Source organism: Oceanicaulis sp., assembly GCF_965249665.1.
In the GTDB taxonomy this organism is placed as follows: Bacteria; Pseudomonadota; Alphaproteobacteria; order Caulobacterales; family Maricaulaceae; genus Oceanicaulis.
This window is the reverse complement of the sequence record NZ_OZ252247.1, coordinates 169,134-183,575: the sequence shown is the minus strand read 5'-3', so window position 1 is coordinate 183,575 and position 14,442 is coordinate 169,134. Positions and strand designations below refer to the sequence as shown.

Sequence of the window (14,442 nt, the reverse complement as noted above, 5' to 3'; positions counted from 1 at the left end):
TGAGCCCCGGTTATGTGCAGACTTATGCTCGATATGAGCATTTCCGGGGCCTTAAACGACGGCGATCACGGTGAGTGTCGCCGACCTTTTGCTCTCTATGAGCCTAAGTAGGGACTTATATACGCCGATGAAAGGGGGGAGCAAGTTGAAACTTACATGACGAGGCCGCCGCTCACCTTATGGTGAACGCCCGGATAAGCCTCAGCTCTCTTTCGCCCGCGGAATGCTCAGGCCCAGCGCCGTTCCGGCGGTCAGGTTTTCACGGGCGAAGCGATACAGCTCGGCGGGGCGACCGCCGGTCTGGCTCTCCACCCGGCCCGTGCCCGCCACGAACCCGGCGCGGTCGAGCGCGCGGCGGAAATTCTGTTTGTGCAAGGGAAAGCCCGACACAGATTCCACCACCCGCTGCAGATCTGACAGGGTGAAGCTGTCGCCCATCAGCTCAAACACGACCGCGCGATATTTGATCTTGCCGCGCAGGCGGCTCAGCGCAGTGGCGAGGATGCGGCGATGGTCGGACGCCATGGCGACGCCCATGCCATCCGGCGCGGTGTTCGCCTCGCCGCGATCACGACCGGCTTCAGCGACCAGCCCGGCTTCATAAAGCAGCTCATAGCGATCAAGCGCCCGTTCCTCGTTCCACAGCGCGCCGTCGAGGCCAAAGGTGACGCGCACCCGGTCAAAGCGCGCCGCGCGGCGGCCCGGCGCCGCGGCTTCGTCACACCAGGAGCGCAGGGCGGGCTCGATCACTTGCGTCAGGATGGTCGGGCGGCCCGCGCGATGGTCTTCCCAGGGGAAAAACCGCGTCCAGCTGTCCCAATGCGCATCGGTGTTGTTCAGGGGGCGGGCGTCGGGCGTCAGGCCCAGATAGCCCACAGACAGAACGCGCGCGTCCTGCGCCCCGGCGAGCGCCGCGAGCGGCGCTTCGCGGCCGCGGTCGCCGAAGGTGTAAAGCTGTTCTACATAGCCCAGCTCAAACCCGGTCTGGCCGCGCACCCATTCACGCAGGCCAATCTCGAAAGTGCGGTGGGCGCTGGGATCAAACGGACCGAAAGGCAAAGCGGGCTCGCCGCCCTCTACACTTTCTGTGACCAGCACTTTCAGCTCGCCTTCGGAGGCGGCGAAAATCACCGCGTTCAGGCCCACCACCAGCGGCTGGATCGCGGTGTTGAGATCGGGTCTCATCGTCCCAGCTCCTGTTCGGTTTCAGCGTGCAGCGCGCGAAAGCGCTCCAGGAACAGGATTTGCGCCTGTTTCACCGGTAGCGGGTCAATCTCGACCTTCGCATCAACCGGCGGGCGGCCAAACAGCTTGCGGCCTTCTTCCACCGAGAAGCCGGCGATCTGGACCGCCTCGTGATAGGCGCAGATCCGATCGGCGCGCTTGATCGTGGACTTGATGGCTTTGGGCAGTTCGGGGGGCAGGCCGTAACGCATGTGGATCGCCCCTTCCAGCCGGGCTTCAAACGCCTTGTAATCATAGCCCAAAGCCGCCTTGAAGGGCGAGATCATATCGCCGATCACATACTCTGCTGCGTCATGAAGCAGGGCGGCGAGCCGCCATTTCGCGGGCCAGTCCGGCTCCAGCACGCCGCACAAATGCTCAACAACAACCGAATGCTCAGCCACGGAAAACGCATGATCGCCCATGGTCTGACCGTTCCAGCGCGCCACCCGCGCCAGGCCCTGGGCGATGTCGTCGATCTCCACATCAAAAGGCGAGGGGTCAAGCAGGTCCAGCCGACGCCCGGACAACATGCGTTGCCAGGCCCTGACGGGCTTGTCGGCTGCGGGTTTGCCGCTCGAGTGTCCTGACCGCGCCACTTTGTCCCGCTCCTTACCGCTTGCAACCGGTTTCCGTCCTAGCGTGAAACAGCGTAAGTTCAAGCCAAGCTGCTGAACACTGGCGGCCTCATGACGATGTGGGAGGATTGTATGAAGCCCGAACGTATTCTGGTCGCCCTTCAAGGCTCTGACAGCGACGCCAATTCGCTGAAGGCCGCTTGCCAGCTTGCGCCTCTGTTCGACGCTGACATTCGCGGGCTTTTCGTTGAACCTGATCCCGCCGCTTACATGCTGTGGACCGGTCCGGGCGCCGCAGGGGCGTCTGTGGTGTCCTCCGCCATCGACACTGTGCGCGAGGAGGCCGCCAAGGCGTCTGTGGAGGCGCAACGCCAGTTTGATGAGGCGATCAGCGCCCATGACCTTAAAGACGCGAGCTTCAAGCGCATTATCGACAGCCCGTCCGAGGCCGCCGAACAGGCGCGTCTGGTGCGTTTGCTGGTGACCTGCCCGCGCGCGGCCGCAGGCAAGGGCTCGCTGGCGGACTTCACCGCTGCGTGCCTGGTTGAGGAAGGTTGCCCCATCTATGTGCCGCGGGGCGGGGCGATCCCGCCCAAATCCATTTGCATCGCCTGGGACGGCTCCAAGGAAGCGGCGCGAGCTGCGTTCGCAGCGGCGCCCCTGTTCAAGAAAGGGGTGGGTGTGACCATCCTGCATAGCGCCCGCAATCTGGACTATCACGACCGGGCCGCATCCGCGCCCAATCGTCTGTCTCACTGGCTCACCGCACGCGGCGTAGACGCGCAATCGCGCGAGATTGACGGCAAGAGCGGTCTGGGCGACGGATTGCTTGAAGCGGCGGCCCAGGCCGACTTGCTGGTGGCGGGCGCTTATGGGCATTCGAGGATTGCGCAATTCATGTTTGGCGGCGTCACCCGGCATTTGCTGACGGCGCAGGACGGTCCGTCCTTGCTGATGGCGCACTGATCTACAAAGACAAAGACGAAACTGGAGACTTTGATGGCTTTAACCCGTCTGACCCTGCGGCTGAGCCGCAATCCGGAAGCCGGATTTCCCGAAGGCGATGATTCACAAGGCTATGTGATCACCGCGCCGTTAAACAAAGACGGCAAGCTCGACGCGGCTCTTTGGCGCGATCACAAGAAAGCCTGCACCGTGATCCGGTTTTCTCCGGACGAGGCGGACAAGGCGGATGGCTGGCTGACCCATCGCGGTTCAAACTGGTTTTTCCATTATGATGAAGAACATGAAGGCCCGGACGAGCCGGTCTACAAGCTGGGCGATCATACGCTGCGGCTGGGCGATTATGTCACCATCCACGAAGCGGATGGCGAAGACTTGGTCCACAAGATCACTGAAGCGACGCAGGTCAACGGCTAGCCCGTTCTTCACCTGCTGAGATGAAACCCCGGCGCTGCAGACGCCGGGGTTTTTTTTATGGGCACATGACTCAAGGCTTCTGCTCGAAATCAAGGCAAGCGCGCTCAAAGAGCGAGCGCTTATAATCTGCTGCATTGCAAAAACACGCTGAGGCGCTGACAGCAGCGCGCACTCCGGCGCAGGCTTTGTCCGTGCAATCGGGCGAAGAGGAGCGCGGGTATGGATCAGGTTGAGTTTGCAGGCGGCGATGTAGCGTGGATACTCACAGCGTGCGCGCTGGTGCTGATGATGACCTTGCCAGGGCTGGCGCTGTTTTATGGCGGCATGGTGCGCCGCCAGAACGTGCTCTCCACGCTGATGCAGTCTTTGGGCGCGGCGATGGTGGTCTCCCTGGTCTGGGTGATCGCAGGGTATTCCTTCGCGTTTTCCGGCGACGGCGCCCTGTTTGGCGGCTTCGGCAAAGTGTTCCTGAACGGGCTGACGCTCGACAGCGAGGCGGCGGGCCTGCCTGAAGCGGTCTTCATCCTGTTTCAGATGACGTTTGCGATCATCACCGTGGCGATCATCGCCGGGGGCGCCGCAGAGCGTCTCAGCTTCAAGGCCTGGATGGTGTTCGCGCCGGTCTGGCTTCTGGTGGTTTATGCGCCCATCGCGCATTGGGTCTGGGGCGAAGGGTTTTTGTATGACGCAGGCGTGCTGGATTTCGCGGGAGGGGCCGTGGTCCACATCAACGCCGGTGTAGCGGGTCTGGTGCTGGCGCTTAAGCTGGGCCCGCGGCGCGGCTGGCCCAAAGAGGGTCAGCCGCCCCATAATCTGGTGCTGACGGTGATCGGCGCGGGTCTTCTGTGGGTGGGCTGGTTTGGCTTTAACGGCGGCTCTGCGCTGGGCGCGAACGCTCTCGCCGCTCATGCCGCGCTGGTGACGCAAATCGCCGCCGCCGCCGCCGCGCTGACCTGGGCGCTGATGGAATGGATCCTGCGCGGCAAACCCTCGGTCCTGGGCGCGGCTTCAGGCGCCATCGCGGGGCTGGTGGGCATTACGCCGGCGGCGGGTTTTGTCGAGCCCTACGCAGCGTTCCTGATCGGGGTGCTGACGGCGGGCGCAGCCTATTGGGGCGTCACGGGACTGAAGAAGCTTGGCAAGTATGACGACAGCCTGGACGCCTTTGGCCTGCATGGCGTGGGCGGCCTCGCCGGCGCGATCCTGACCGGCGTCTTCGCCTCTTCCGCCATCGGCGGCACGCCGGGTGCTGTGGAGGGCAATGTCATGCTGGTCTTCACCCAGACTTGGGGCGCGCTGGCCGCAGCCGCCTGGTGCGGCGTCGCCACCTTCGCCATCCTGTGGCTGATGGAACGGGTGATGAAGCTGCGCGTTGAGCAAGAAGACGAGGTGACCGGCCTTGATGTGGCGCTTCATGGGGAGAGCGCCTGACACAGAGTTTCGCTCACCCCAGACGGTAAGCGATCCGACTATCCTCCCTGACTGGTCCCGCTTCGGCCTTGCGCCCAAGCGGGATCTTTTTTGTCAGATCATCAGAAGCGTGCGGACAAAGGCGGTCAGCGCCTTCACCGAGGTCGTCTCTTCATTGGAATGATAGTTATAAGTGGGCAGCTGCAAGGTGGCGCCCGCATAAACGCCCTGGCTGTTCGCGGTGATCTTGCCCAGCTCGGTCAGGCCCATGGATTTGAGCGGCAGCTCGCGCCGGGCGCGGGCGTCGTTCTCTCGGGTGATGAAACTGTCCTTGAAGATCATCGGCGCGCCGGCGCGGCTGGCGGCGTTTTCAAGCCGTGAGATCGTCGCGTCATGAAAACTCGCCGTGGCGTCGCGACGGCGCAGAATGACCGCGCCCGCCATGGCGGCGGCGCCGTCATCAAACGGGGAAGTGTCGCAGACGATCAGGTCTTTGGTGGGCGGCAGGCCGCCCGCGCTGGCCCAATCGAGGAAATGGGTGGCGGAGCGCCCGATCTCTTCCTCGGCGGTGACAATGATCGTCCCGTTCAGCCCGAATTCTGCGGCGATGCGCAGGGCGGCGAGGGAGACGGGATTATCAAGTTGGCCCGCCACAAAGCCTGACTTGTTGGGCGTCACGTCCCGCGCCAGCGCCACGGGCGTGCCGCCGGGCAGGGGCGGCATGCCGATAATGTCCAGCACCAGGCGCTCCTGCGGGTCCAGGTATGCGCCTGTGATCACGCCATAGGCCAGGCGTCCGCCCGACTTGCGATCATAGGCGAAGACCTCCTCGCCCTCATAACGCTTGGAGACGATTTCCGTGAAGCTTTCGCTGGCTTTGGCGCCGTCGGCGTATTTGGTGTTTTTCACGGCGTGGGCGGCGTAGATAGCCGCGCCGTCTTCGGCGATCACTGCGCCATGACGGTCCGCATGCGCCAGATAGACCGGTCCGGGCTCGCCCAGCTTGATCACGCACAGGTTTTGCGGACGATCGACCGTGCAGCCCAGGGCAGTGAAATCACGCGCCAGATGGTCAAGGAACGGCGTTTCGTGCCCGACCACAGACGGGAAGTCGAGGTATTCGTGGGTTTTCGCCAGAACGCGGGCGAACAGCGCGGTATCGGCGGGAAGGTTCACTTCAAAGCCGCTCCACAAAGACCGTGCCGGCGGAATAACCGGCGCCGAACGAACAGATCACACCCTTCTCGCCCGCGTCGAAATCGTCGGAATGCTTGTGAAAGGCGATGATGGAGCCGGCCGAGGAGGTGTTGGCGTATTCGTCCAGAATGGTCGGCGCGTCTTCACCGCCCGCTTCGCGGCCGAACACCTTTTTGGCGATCATGAGGTTCATGTTGATGTTGGCCTGGTGCAGCCAGACCCGGCGCATATCATCCGCTTCAAGCCCCAGCTCGCCCATATGGGTGCGGATCATGTCCGACACCATCGGCACGACTTCCTTGAACACCTTGCGGCCTTCCTGGATGAACAGCTTGTCGTCCTTGGGCGCGAGCAGGTCTTCGCGAGACGCGTCGCCTGTGGCGCGTTCAGTGCGGTTCAGGAAGCCGAAATTATTGCGAATATTGTTGGAGAACTTGGTCTTCAGCTTGGTGCCCAGAATGCGCCAGCCGCCATCCCCGAGGTCTTCACGCTCCAGCAAGATGGCGGTCGCCACATCGCCGAAAATGAAATGGCTGTCGCGATCGCACCAGTTCAGATGCGCCGAGCAGATTTCCGGATTCACCACCAGAATGGCGCGCGCATGACCCGCCGCGATCTGGTCCGCGGCGGTCTGGATGCCGAAGGTCGCCGACGAACAGGCCACATTCATGTCAAAGCCGAAGCCGTCTTCAATCCCGAGCGCGTCCTGGATTTCCACGGCGACGGCGGGATAGCCGCGTTGCAGTTTGGAAGCAGCGACGATCACCCCATCCACATCAGCGGCGGACTTGCCCGCGCGCTTCAGCGCATCCTCGCAGGCCTTGACGCCGATCTCGGCCAGGATCGAGATTTCGGTGTTGGCGCGGGCCGGGATGAAGGGCTTCATCCGGCGGGTGTCCAGTACGCCTTCCTTGTCGATGACGAAGCGCGACTTGATCCCAGAGGCTTTTTCCACGAACCCGGCTGAGGACGGAGAGAGGGGTTCGGTCAGTCCCGCCTCAATATCGGACGCATGCCCTTCATTGTATTGCGCGACATAGGCGTTGAAGCTTTTGACCAACTCCTCATTTGAGATGGAGTTGTCTGGCGTCCACAAGCCAGTGGAACGAATTACGGCCGCGGTCATGAAAAGCTCCGACGCAAGATTCTTTAGTAGAAGGTGCGCAACTTAGCCGCACCAAGCGCTCAGCGCCAACCGCTTCCACGCAGCCTTGGCGCTAATTCGTAACCTCCGGGTGGCGGTGACAGGTCACAAGATGGTCATTGACCATCCCCACCGCCTCCATGAAGGCGTAGACGATCACGGGCCCGCAAAACTTAAAGCCCCGGTTTTTCAGATCTTTTGAGAGGGTCTGGCTCAATTCGGTCTGGGTTGGGACCTCGCTTTGGGTTCTGAACCGGTTGATATGCGGGGCGCCATCCATAAAGCCCCACAGATAATCAGAAAAATCTTCACCCCGTTCCGCCATCTCCAGATAGGCCTGCGCATTGCCGATGGCGGCTTTTATTTTCGAGCGTGACCGGATGATTCCGGGATTGCCGAGCAGGCGCTCCATATCCGCGTCGTCATAGCGTGCGATGCGTTCAGGGTCGAAGCCGTGAAACGCTTCTCGCAAGGTGTCGCGCTTGCGCAAAATGGTGATCCAGGCGAGCCCGGCCTGAAAACCATCCAGAATGAGCTTTTCCCACAGGGCGCGCGACTCCCATTCCGGCACGCCCCATTCGGTGTCGTGATAGTGCGTGTACAGCGGATCGGTTCCGCACCACGGGCAACGCTCGGTCATGGAGGGGCCTTCCAGCTAGAATGCAGGTCTGCGTTTCAGAGCGCGTCGAGGTCGTCGATCACCTGCACCGGGGCGCCGCCCAGCGTCAGGGGGGCGCCGTCCGCCAGTGCGTCTTTCAGTCGGTCGACCCGCAGCCGGGCCAGCGCGCATCCGGGCGCCGCCGAGCTGACCGCGCCGAGCGAGACGTCGCCCGCCTGAACCGGATCGCCGGGCTGGGCTTGCGTGTTGGAGGACAGGCGCAAGGTGCGTTTGCGCACGCCGCCTTTGCGGTGCATGCGGCTGGCGACCTCCTGGCCGACAAAACAGCCCTTCTTGTAATCAATCCCGCCCAGCAGATCATGGTTCACATCGGTGGAGAAGACTTCGGAGGGACCGAAATCGGCGCTCATTTCAGGCGCGCCCGCTGTGATGCGTGCGGTGTGATAGGCGTCCAGATCGCTCGCGGGGCCGCCCGCCGGCGCGATAGCGCGCCAGCCTATGGCTGTGTGGCGCGGATCGGGACTGGCGGCCAGCGCCACGGTGCGCAATTCGGCCTCGCCTTCACCGCGGGCGGCGATCACTGACAGATCGTCACGCAGGTCGAGCGCAGCGTCCGAGCGCAAGCGGTACAGCGTGAACCGCTTGAGCAAAGCCTCTGCTTCACTGGCGGGCACATCGAAAAAAAGCCCGCCCTCGCCATCGTCAAAGATGATCAGGTCGGCCAGCACCTTGCCCTGCGGTGTCAATAGCGCGGACAGCATGGCGCGCTCGGGCGTCACGCCTTCCGGGCCATGCGTGATCACGCGCTGGAGAAAACTGCGCGCGTCCGGACCGGTGATGGCGAGGACGGCGCGATCGGGCAGGGTGGTGAGATAGTCTTGGGTCATAGACGCTAGATGGGGCTGAAGCGGTCCCGCAATCAAGAGGGCGCCAGAGACTGGCGCTGCAGGCCGTGTCAGGCTAAGTGCGGAGCATCATGACGCGCATCCTGTTCATCACCGCCACCCGCATCGGCGACGCCATTCTCAATTCGGGCGTGCTGCAGCATCTCATCGACGCCCATGCCGACGCGCGCATCACTGTCGCGTGCGGGCCGCTGGCTGCGCCGCTGTTTCGTGCAGCGCCGGGGGTGGAGCGGGTCATTGTGATGACAAAGCAAAAAGGCGGCGGTCACTGGCTGTCGCTCTGGCGGCAAAGCGTGGGCCAGCGCTGGGATATTGTAGTGGACATGCGCGGGTCTTTGACGAGCTGGTTCCTCTGGGCCGGCCAGCGCTATGTCAAACGCCCCAATCCCAAATCCGGCGTGCGTCACCGGGTTGAGGAAGCTGCCGACGTACTCAGGCTTGAGACGGCGCCGGGAACACGACTCTGGCTTGATGCCGCCGCTCAGGCCCGCGCTGACGCCGAGTTGCCCGCAGACCGTCCTGTTCTGGCGCTCTCGCCCGCCGCTTCGGCTGTGTTCAAGGAATGGCCGACCGAACGGTTCTCTGAACTGGCGCTGCGCCTGACCGCGCCGGGCGGCGCGTTGCCGGGCGCAGCGATCGCTCTGTTCGGCGGCCCGGGCGATGAAGCGCGCGCGAAAGCGGTGGCGCAGGGCTTGGGCGAGCGGACCGTGATTGATCTGACTGGGCAGCTTGATCTGGTCGAGGCGGGGGCCTGTCTGAAGCGCGCGCGTCTTTTTGTGGGCAATGATAGCGGCCTGATGCATATGGCGGCGGCGGCCGGCGCGCCAACGCTGGGTCTGTTCGGCCCCACCGACGAGCGGCTCTATGCGCCGTGGGGCGAGGCCGCGCAAATCGTGCGCGCCGGTGACCGGTTTGACGAGCGCGAGCGTCGCGCCCTGGCGGACACCAGCACGCAGTCGCTGATGGGCGCTTTGCAGGTGGATCAGGTGGAGCGGGCGGCGCGTGAATTGCTCGCGCAGACCGAGCGTGTCTGAGCCGTTTTACTGCAGATAGGTGCGCCGCAATTGCTCGGAGAGCGTCTCGCCTTCTGCGGCGAGCGCCTGACGCACCATTTCTTCTTCCGCGCCGCAACGCGGCGTCCGACGTTCCTGAATGCGAAAGCCTTCATTGAAGCGATCCACCAGGCGTTGCCGGTAGGAGCCGCGAGTCGGCGCTTCATGCTCCAACAGCTCCAGCATGGCGTCGCGCCAGCCTTGGGAATTGCGGCCTTTGCAGGCGAAGTCGAGATAATGCATCTCTCCCATCACCCGGGCGAGGGACTCGACCGGATAGGGGTCCACATAGCTCGGCGGCCGGCGGATCGTCTGGGCGTCCGCCACAGACGCCATCGCGGCGCACAGGCCGAACACAAGGATGAGGGATCTCAACACCATGCCCTGTTCCTGAACGCGGAACAGGGCAAATTCAAGGCTTAAGAGCGTGTTTACGCCGCGCGGACGGTATCCAGGAAGCGCTCAACTTCGCTGCGCAGATGCTCTGAACTGGTCTTGAGCGTCTTCGCCGCTGTGTTCACTTCCTCTGAGACGGTGGTGGTTTGAGACACTGCGCCTTGAATGCCGGTGACGTCCACCGTCACGGTGCGTGTGCCTTGGGCGGCTTGCTGGGCGTTGCTGGAAATCTCGCCCGTCGCTGCAGTTTGCTCTTCCACTGCGGAGGCGAGCGCCTGTGTGGTCGTGTCGATCTCACGCACCTGGCTGATAATTTCGCGCGTGGCGTTAATGGCGTCGGTGGAGGTCCTTCCGATGTCGCTCAGACGGTCCGCGATCTCTTCTGTCAGTTTCTGGGTCTGTTCGGCCAGCGCTTTGACTTCGCTCGCGACGACAGCGAACCCTTTGCCCGCCTCCCCGGCCCGGGCAGCCTCGATCGTGGCGTTCAAGGCGAGCAGATTGGTCTGGTCCGCGACAGCGTTGATCGCCTGGACGATCTCGTCCGCGCCCGCCACAGCTTCATTCAGACGGTCGAGCTGCTGGCTGCTGATTGCGGCGCGTTCATTGGAAGCCTGCACGGCGTTGGAAGATGAGGTCACTTGGGTTGCGATTTCGCGGATAGAGGCGGTCAGCTCTTCGGCGGCGGACGCTACAGCCTCGACATTGCCGGACGCCTGCTCAGCGGCCGCTGCAACCGAAGAGGCGCGCTCATTGGTGTCATCCACGCTCTCGTTCAGCGTCTGTGATCGCGATTGCATGTTCACAGCTGCGTCGGACAGGGATTGAATCACTGAACCGACCTGGCTCTCAAACTGGTCCGCCAGCGCCATCATGGCGTCTTTGCGCTCGCGGGCGGTTCGTTCCTCAGCTGCGGCCTGTTCGGCCTGCAGTCGATCCATTTCCAACGCGTTATCTCTGAAGACAGTCAGCGCGCGCGCCATGTCGCCAAGTTCATCAGACCTCTCAACGCCTTTGATCTCAATCTGTTTATTGCCATCGGACAATTCCTGCATTGCTTGAACCGCACGCTTGATTGCCCCGGTGATGCTGCGGGCGAGGAAGAAGGCGAGAATAATAGCCAATACCACGCTGATGACTGCGGAGCCGAAGACTAGCACTTGTGTGCTCTGTGAGGATTCCTCTGCTTGCGCACCAAGGGTGTCCTGGCGGTCAACGGTTTCGAGCCTGCGAGTGTCTACAGCCTCAGCAAGCAGCGGCCCGATGCTGTCCATGCGGTCAAGCTCTGAATTGCGTGCATTGATGGCGTCTCTAATCGCATTGAATGCAACGGCAAAACGATTAACGCCAGTTAGGGATTCCTGCGTCAGGCTGCGACGTTGCGGATTTTCCAAGACGGTCAAAAGCGTGTTCAGCGCGTTCTGCACCGCATCGAGTTCGCTTATTGCTCGTACGGCTGACGCCTCTGCATTGTCAGTCAGAAAACGCTCGGCATAGAAGCGCGACAGCAACAGTTTTTCCTGCGCAAGCCCTGTAAAATAAGAGGCCTCAGCATCGCCATCGGCATAGGCGGATTCCATGACGTCTGACAGGCGCGCTCGGATCGCTGTACCCGTTTCAGCCAGAATCTCAAACTGTCGTTCGCGTTCAGCTTGATGCTGGACAGCGGCCATAAAAGCCGCCTGGTATTCACGCGCATGATCTGCAGCCTCTGGCATTCCGAGAGCGTCTAGATTTTGCACTGTGGTGTCTACGTACCCACTGAATTCGTCTGCCCTTTCAGGGTTTCCGCTCGTGCGCCATTGGAAACCGGCTATCCGCGCTTGCACCAATTCAAGTTTGATTGTGTTGAGTGAGAGGCTTTCAAGTGAAGCCCCGCGATAATCTGTAAAGATGCCGCCAAGTGTACGGCTGCCTAGCCCGCCTATAACCCCAACGATCAAAACGAGCGCAGTCAGTGAGAAAAATGCACCCACGAGCTGGTGTTTCAGGGATAGTTTCAGCATTGATTTATCCTTCTGGGGCTGACAGTTAGGCAGAAAGCCTCTTTCATAGGAAAGCCTGAACTCGCAATTTATTTGCAATGACTAGTTATAAACAGATTAATGAAGTGCTTCATAGATTTTGACAATATAATGAAGTTATACCTTAGTATAATAATGGGTATTAATATTGTTGAATTTTTACAAGCTTTGGGTTGTGGTGTGCTCAATGAGGGCCGTTTCGAACAAGAATTCAGTGCCCGTACGCCTGGAGCGGCAGCGCATGAAAACCCCATTTCCGCGTCTGCGCCGCATATCAGCGTTTCTGCGCCTACAGCTCCGGTATGGTTTCGCGCAGAGGGAAACGGGAGGGGCATGCAGCTCATGTCCGGCACCTCAGTAGGAACAGGGCGAATTCAAGGCTTAAGAGCGCGCCGCAGCGCGAAACTGTGTTGCAGTGCTGTGCGGGTGATGTCCCAGGATACTTTCTCGCTGGCTTTGGCGATGGGGAAGAAGGCCGCGTCCAGCGCGTCATCGCCGGCTTGCGGCTCGCCGGAGCGCCAGCGCGCGCTGTAATCGGCCATCACGTAATGGCCATGCGGGGTGATGGATTCAAAGACGTCGATCAGGCCTTCGATGGCGGCCTCGATCCCGGTTTCTTCCCTCAGCTCGCGCAGGGCGGCGTCGTGCAGGGTTTCGCCGAACTCCACCTTGCCGCCGGGAATGGACCAGCAGCCTTGATAGGGCGGATTGGCGCGCCGGATCAGCAGCACCTCGTCGGCGCGCCAGACCACCAGGCCAACGCTGATACGGGGCAGATCCTTCATGCTTGACCTCGCTGCATGCAGACGGGAGGAAAGGGTATGTGCGGTCGTTATGTCATGAGTTTGAGCCTGGTCCAGCTCGAAGCCCTGTTTGGTAAGCTGGATCGTTTGAATTATCCGCCCAGCTGGAATGCGGCGCCGACCCAGGCTTTGCCGATCATCCGTCTGGGGCGGCAGGCTGATTTTCGTCTGACCAATGTGCGCTGGGGGCTCGTGCCGCACTGGTCCAAAACCGGCCCAGATGGCTCAAAACCCCTGATCAACGCCCGCTCTGAAACTGCTGCTGACAAGCCCAGTTTTCGCCAGGCCTTGCAACGTCGTCGGGCGCTGGTCCCCGCAGACGGGTTTTATGAATGGTCAAAGGATGAGACCGGCGCCAAACAGCCCTGGTACATCACCCGCACCGACGGTCAGCCCATGGTGATGGCTGGGGTGTGGGAGCGCTGGGGCGAGGGCGCAGACCGGATCGACAGCTTCGCCATTCTCACGACGGCGGCCAGCCCTGACATCGCCCATATCCACCATCGCAGCCCGGTCTTCATCCCCGAGGGACGCTACGCCGACTGGCTGAACCCCGAGACTGATCCGCAGCCTTTTCTGAAGGCGCCGCCAGAAGGCGCGCTGACCTTGCGCAAGGCGTCGGTGCGGGTGAATGCGGTGCGGGAGAACGATGCGGGTCTGATCAAGCCCGAGTGAGGCTAATCGCCCAGAAACTCCTTGCGGACGTCCACACTTGAGTCGCGTCCCACCTTGTCGGCGCAGGTTTCCAGCCAGTTCTGCGCCGCTTCGCGGCCCCGGTCGCGCAGATCGGTGAGAAAGCCCCAGCTGGCGTCGTATTTGCTGGAGGCGGGAAACTGCGACAACGCATCGTCGGCGCGGATCGAATGCAGGCGGATATCGCTCAGCCGGGCCTTGCGCGGGTCCTTGAGCAGATCATCCTTGATCAGGCGCTTGACGAAGGCGATGGCGCGCAATTCAGCCAGCAGGCTGGCGTTAAAGGTGATCTCATTGACCCGGTTGAGGATGTCTTCGGCTGTTTTCGGCGTTCCGGCGCGCTCCACCGGATTGATGTGCACGATCAGAACGTCATGGGGCGCATCCGCGTAAATGAGCGGCCAGAGCGCCGGATTGCCGGTGAAACCGCCATCCCAGAACGGCTCGCCGTCTATGTCGACCGCCTGATGCAAAAAGGGCAGCGTGGCTGAGGCGCGAACCGCATCTCGTGTCACCTCCGCCCCGTTGAAAACACGGCTGCGCCCTGTGGTCACGCAGGTCGCCGCAATGAACAGCTGGATGTCCTGGCAGGCGTGAACAGCGTCAAAATCGATTTGCCGGTCCAGGATATGGCTGAGCGGATCATAGCCGAACGGGTTGGTGTCATAGGGGCTGGTCAGCCGGGTCAGGGCGTCCAGCCAGGGCGCGAATTTGAACAGGCCCGGCGCGCGCATGAAGCCGCCGCCGGCCCGGGACACGGCGCGCCAGAAATCCTCCAGCGCCTCGCGCGCGCCTTCAGCCCCGCCGCGCACCTGACCCATGGCCAGGGCGCAGGCGTTCATGGCGCCGGCGCTGGTCGCGCTGATGGCTTTGGCGGACAGGCGCCCGTCTTCCAATAGCGCATCCAGCACGCCCCATGTGAAAGCGCCATGCGCGCCGCCGCCTTGCAGCGCCAGCGAGACAGGGCGGGGGGTGTCCGACCGTTCGCGGGTCGACGAAGAGGAGGCCGACCCGGTCATC

General features: G+C 62.3%; 15 protein-coding genes. 5 read left to right on the top strand and 10 right to left on the bottom strand.

The features are described 5' to 3' along the window. Positions 1-201: 201 nt before the first annotated feature. The gene (locus tag ACP154_RS00960; RefSeq protein WP_107711259.1) at positions 202-1,185 is read right to left on the bottom strand and encodes an NrtR DNA-binding winged helix domain-containing protein; all 984 of its coding nucleotides are present in this window, start codon (positions 1,183-1,185) and stop codon (positions 202-204) included. After that, positions 1,182-1,757 (bottom strand): YfbR-like 5'-deoxynucleotidase, encoded by a 576-nt coding sequence (locus tag ACP154_RS00955; RefSeq protein ID WP_421857658.1) that lies wholly within the window; start codon positions 1,755-1,757, stop codon positions 1,182-1,184. The genes ACP154_RS00960 and ACP154_RS00955 overlap by 4 nt, the downstream gene beginning before the upstream one ends. A 177-nt stretch (positions 1,758-1,934) precedes the next feature. Between ACP154_RS00955 and ACP154_RS00950 the strand changes: the two genes are divergently transcribed. The 3 genes from ACP154_RS00950 (at position 1,935) to ACP154_RS00940 (ending at position 4,613) form a co-directional block, all read left to right on the top strand. Further along, positions 1,935-2,768 carry a universal stress protein gene (locus ACP154_RS00950; protein ID WP_421857660.1) on the top strand — a complete coding sequence of 278 codons (834 nt, stop codon included), beginning with the start codon at positions 1,935-1,937 and terminating at the stop codon, positions 2,766-2,768. Between the two features lie 33 nt (positions 2,769-2,801). Continuing rightward, the gene (locus tag ACP154_RS00945; protein ID WP_421857663.1) at positions 2,802-3,182 is read left to right on the top strand and encodes a hypothetical protein; all 381 of its coding nucleotides are present in this window, start codon (positions 2,802-2,804) and stop codon (positions 3,180-3,182) included. Positions 3,183-3,401: 219 nt separating this feature from the next. Continuing rightward, positions 3,402-4,613, top strand: a complete 1,212-nt coding sequence (locus ACP154_RS00940) for an ammonium transporter (protein ID WP_421857666.1) — start codon at positions 3,402-3,404, stop codon at positions 4,611-4,613. Positions 4,614-4,706: 93 nt separating this feature from the next. On the opposite strand, the gene ACP154_RS00935 is transcribed toward ACP154_RS00940, so the two are convergent. From ACP154_RS00935 to ACP154_RS00920, 4 genes are all read right to left on the bottom strand, one after another. Next, positions 4,707-5,768, bottom strand: coding sequence for a hypothetical protein (locus ACP154_RS00935; RefSeq protein WP_421857669.1), 1,062 nt, complete (start codon positions 5,766-5,768; stop codon positions 4,707-4,709). A 1-nt stretch (position 5,769) separates the two neighbouring features. Then, a complete protein-coding gene (locus tag ACP154_RS00930; RefSeq protein WP_424993761.1) occupies positions 5,770-6,915 on the bottom strand; it encodes a beta-ketoacyl-ACP synthase III in 1,146 nt (381 codons plus the stop codon). 91 nt (positions 6,916-7,006) lie between these two features. Further along, positions 7,007-7,573, bottom strand: coding sequence for a DNA-3-methyladenine glycosylase I (locus tag ACP154_RS00925; protein ID WP_421857675.1), 567 nt, complete (start codon positions 7,571-7,573; stop codon positions 7,007-7,009). 35 nt (positions 7,574-7,608) lie between these two features. Further along, positions 7,609-8,439 (bottom strand): YgfZ/GcvT domain-containing protein, encoded by an 831-nt coding sequence (locus ACP154_RS00920; protein WP_421857677.1) that lies wholly within the window; start codon positions 8,437-8,439, stop codon positions 7,609-7,611. 89 nt (positions 8,440-8,528) lie between these two features. Between ACP154_RS00920 and ACP154_RS00915 the strand changes: the two genes are divergently transcribed. Then, the gene (locus tag ACP154_RS00915) at positions 8,529-9,491 is read left to right on the top strand and encodes a glycosyltransferase family 9 protein (protein ID WP_421857680.1); all 963 of its coding nucleotides are present in this window, start codon (positions 8,529-8,531) and stop codon (positions 9,489-9,491) included. A 6-nt stretch (positions 9,492-9,497) separates the two neighbouring features. On the opposite strand, the gene ACP154_RS00910 is transcribed toward ACP154_RS00915, so the two are convergent. The 3 genes from ACP154_RS00910 to ACP154_RS00900 all read right to left on the bottom strand — a co-directional run bounded on the left by ACP154_RS00910 (position 9,498) and on the right by ACP154_RS00900 (position 12,711). After that, complete coding sequence (locus tag ACP154_RS00910) at positions 9,498-9,890, bottom strand: TIGR02301 family protein (RefSeq protein WP_421857683.1); 393 nt, start codon at positions 9,888-9,890, stop codon at positions 9,498-9,500. Between the two features lie 50 nt (positions 9,891-9,940). After that, the gene (locus ACP154_RS00905; RefSeq protein ID WP_424993760.1) at positions 9,941-11,620 is read right to left on the bottom strand and encodes a methyl-accepting chemotaxis protein; all 1,680 of its coding nucleotides are present in this window, start codon (positions 11,618-11,620) and stop codon (positions 9,941-9,943) included. A 680-nt stretch (positions 11,621-12,300) separates the two neighbouring features. After that, positions 12,301-12,711: an NUDIX hydrolase gene (locus tag ACP154_RS00900; protein ID WP_421857689.1), complete on the bottom strand. Its 411-nt coding sequence runs from the start codon at positions 12,709-12,711 to the stop codon at positions 12,301-12,303. Between the two features lie 36 nt (positions 12,712-12,747). Between ACP154_RS00900 and ACP154_RS00895 the strand changes: the two genes are divergently transcribed. Further along, the gene (locus ACP154_RS00895; RefSeq protein ID WP_421857692.1) at positions 12,748-13,404 is read left to right on the top strand and encodes an SOS response-associated peptidase; all 657 of its coding nucleotides are present in this window, start codon (positions 12,748-12,750) and stop codon (positions 13,402-13,404) included. A gap of 2 nt (positions 13,405-13,406) precedes the next feature. On the opposite strand, the gene ACP154_RS00890 is transcribed toward ACP154_RS00895, so the two are convergent. Next, positions 13,407-14,441, bottom strand: a complete 1,035-nt coding sequence (locus ACP154_RS00890) for a patatin-like phospholipase family protein (RefSeq protein WP_421857694.1) — start codon at positions 14,439-14,441, stop codon at positions 13,407-13,409. Position 14,442: the final 1 nt, after the last annotated feature.

Bases quoted from the DNA above. Each gene is read 5' to 3' on its own strand.
- ACP154_RS00915 (WP_421857680.1), top strand. From the start codon at position 8,529: ATGACGCGCATCCTGTTCATCACCGCCACCCGCATCGGCGACGCCATT.
- ACP154_RS00960 (WP_107711259.1), bottom strand. From the start codon at position 1,185: ATGAGACCCGATCTCAACACCGCGATCCAGCCGCTGGTGGTGGGCCTG.
- ACP154_RS00955 (WP_421857658.1), bottom strand. From the start codon at position 1,757: ATGTTGTCCGGGCGTCGGCTGGACCTGCTTGACCCCTCGCCTTTTGAT.
- ACP154_RS00945 (WP_421857663.1), top strand. From the start codon at position 2,802: ATGGCTTTAACCCGTCTGACCCTGCGGCTGAGCCGCAATCCGGAAGCC.
- ACP154_RS00930 (WP_424993761.1), bottom strand. From the start codon at position 6,915: ATGACCGCGGCCGTAATTCGTTCCACTGGCTTGTGGACGCCAGACAAC.
- ACP154_RS00950 (WP_421857660.1), top strand. From the start codon at position 1,935: ATGAAGCCCGAACGTATTCTGGTCGCCCTTCAAGGCTCTGACAGCGAC.
- ACP154_RS00905 (WP_424993760.1), bottom strand. From the start codon at position 11,620: ATGCCAGAGGCTGCAGATCATGCGCGTGAATACCAGGCGGCTTTTATG.
- ACP154_RS00940 (WP_421857666.1), top strand. From the start codon at position 3,402: ATGGATCAGGTTGAGTTTGCAGGCGGCGATGTAGCGTGGATACTCACA.
- ACP154_RS00900 (WP_421857689.1), bottom strand. From the start codon at position 12,711: ATGAAGGATCTGCCCCGTATCAGCGTTGGCCTGGTGGTCTGGCGCGCC.
- ACP154_RS00910 (WP_421857683.1), bottom strand. From the start codon at position 9,890: ATGGTGTTGAGATCCCTCATCCTTGTGTTCGGCCTGTGCGCCGCGATG.
- ACP154_RS00920 (WP_421857677.1), bottom strand. From the start codon at position 8,439: ATGACCCAAGACTATCTCACCACCCTGCCCGATCGCGCCGTCCTCGCC.
- ACP154_RS00925 (WP_421857675.1), bottom strand. From the start codon at position 7,573: ATGACCGAGCGTTGCCCGTGGTGCGGAACCGATCCGCTGTACACGCAC.
- ACP154_RS00890 (WP_421857694.1), bottom strand. From the start codon at position 14,441: ATGACCGGGTCGGCCTCCTCTTCGTCGACCCGCGAACGGTCGGACACC.
- ACP154_RS00895 (WP_421857692.1), top strand. From the start codon at position 12,748: ATGTGCGGTCGTTATGTCATGAGTTTGAGCCTGGTCCAGCTCGAAGCC.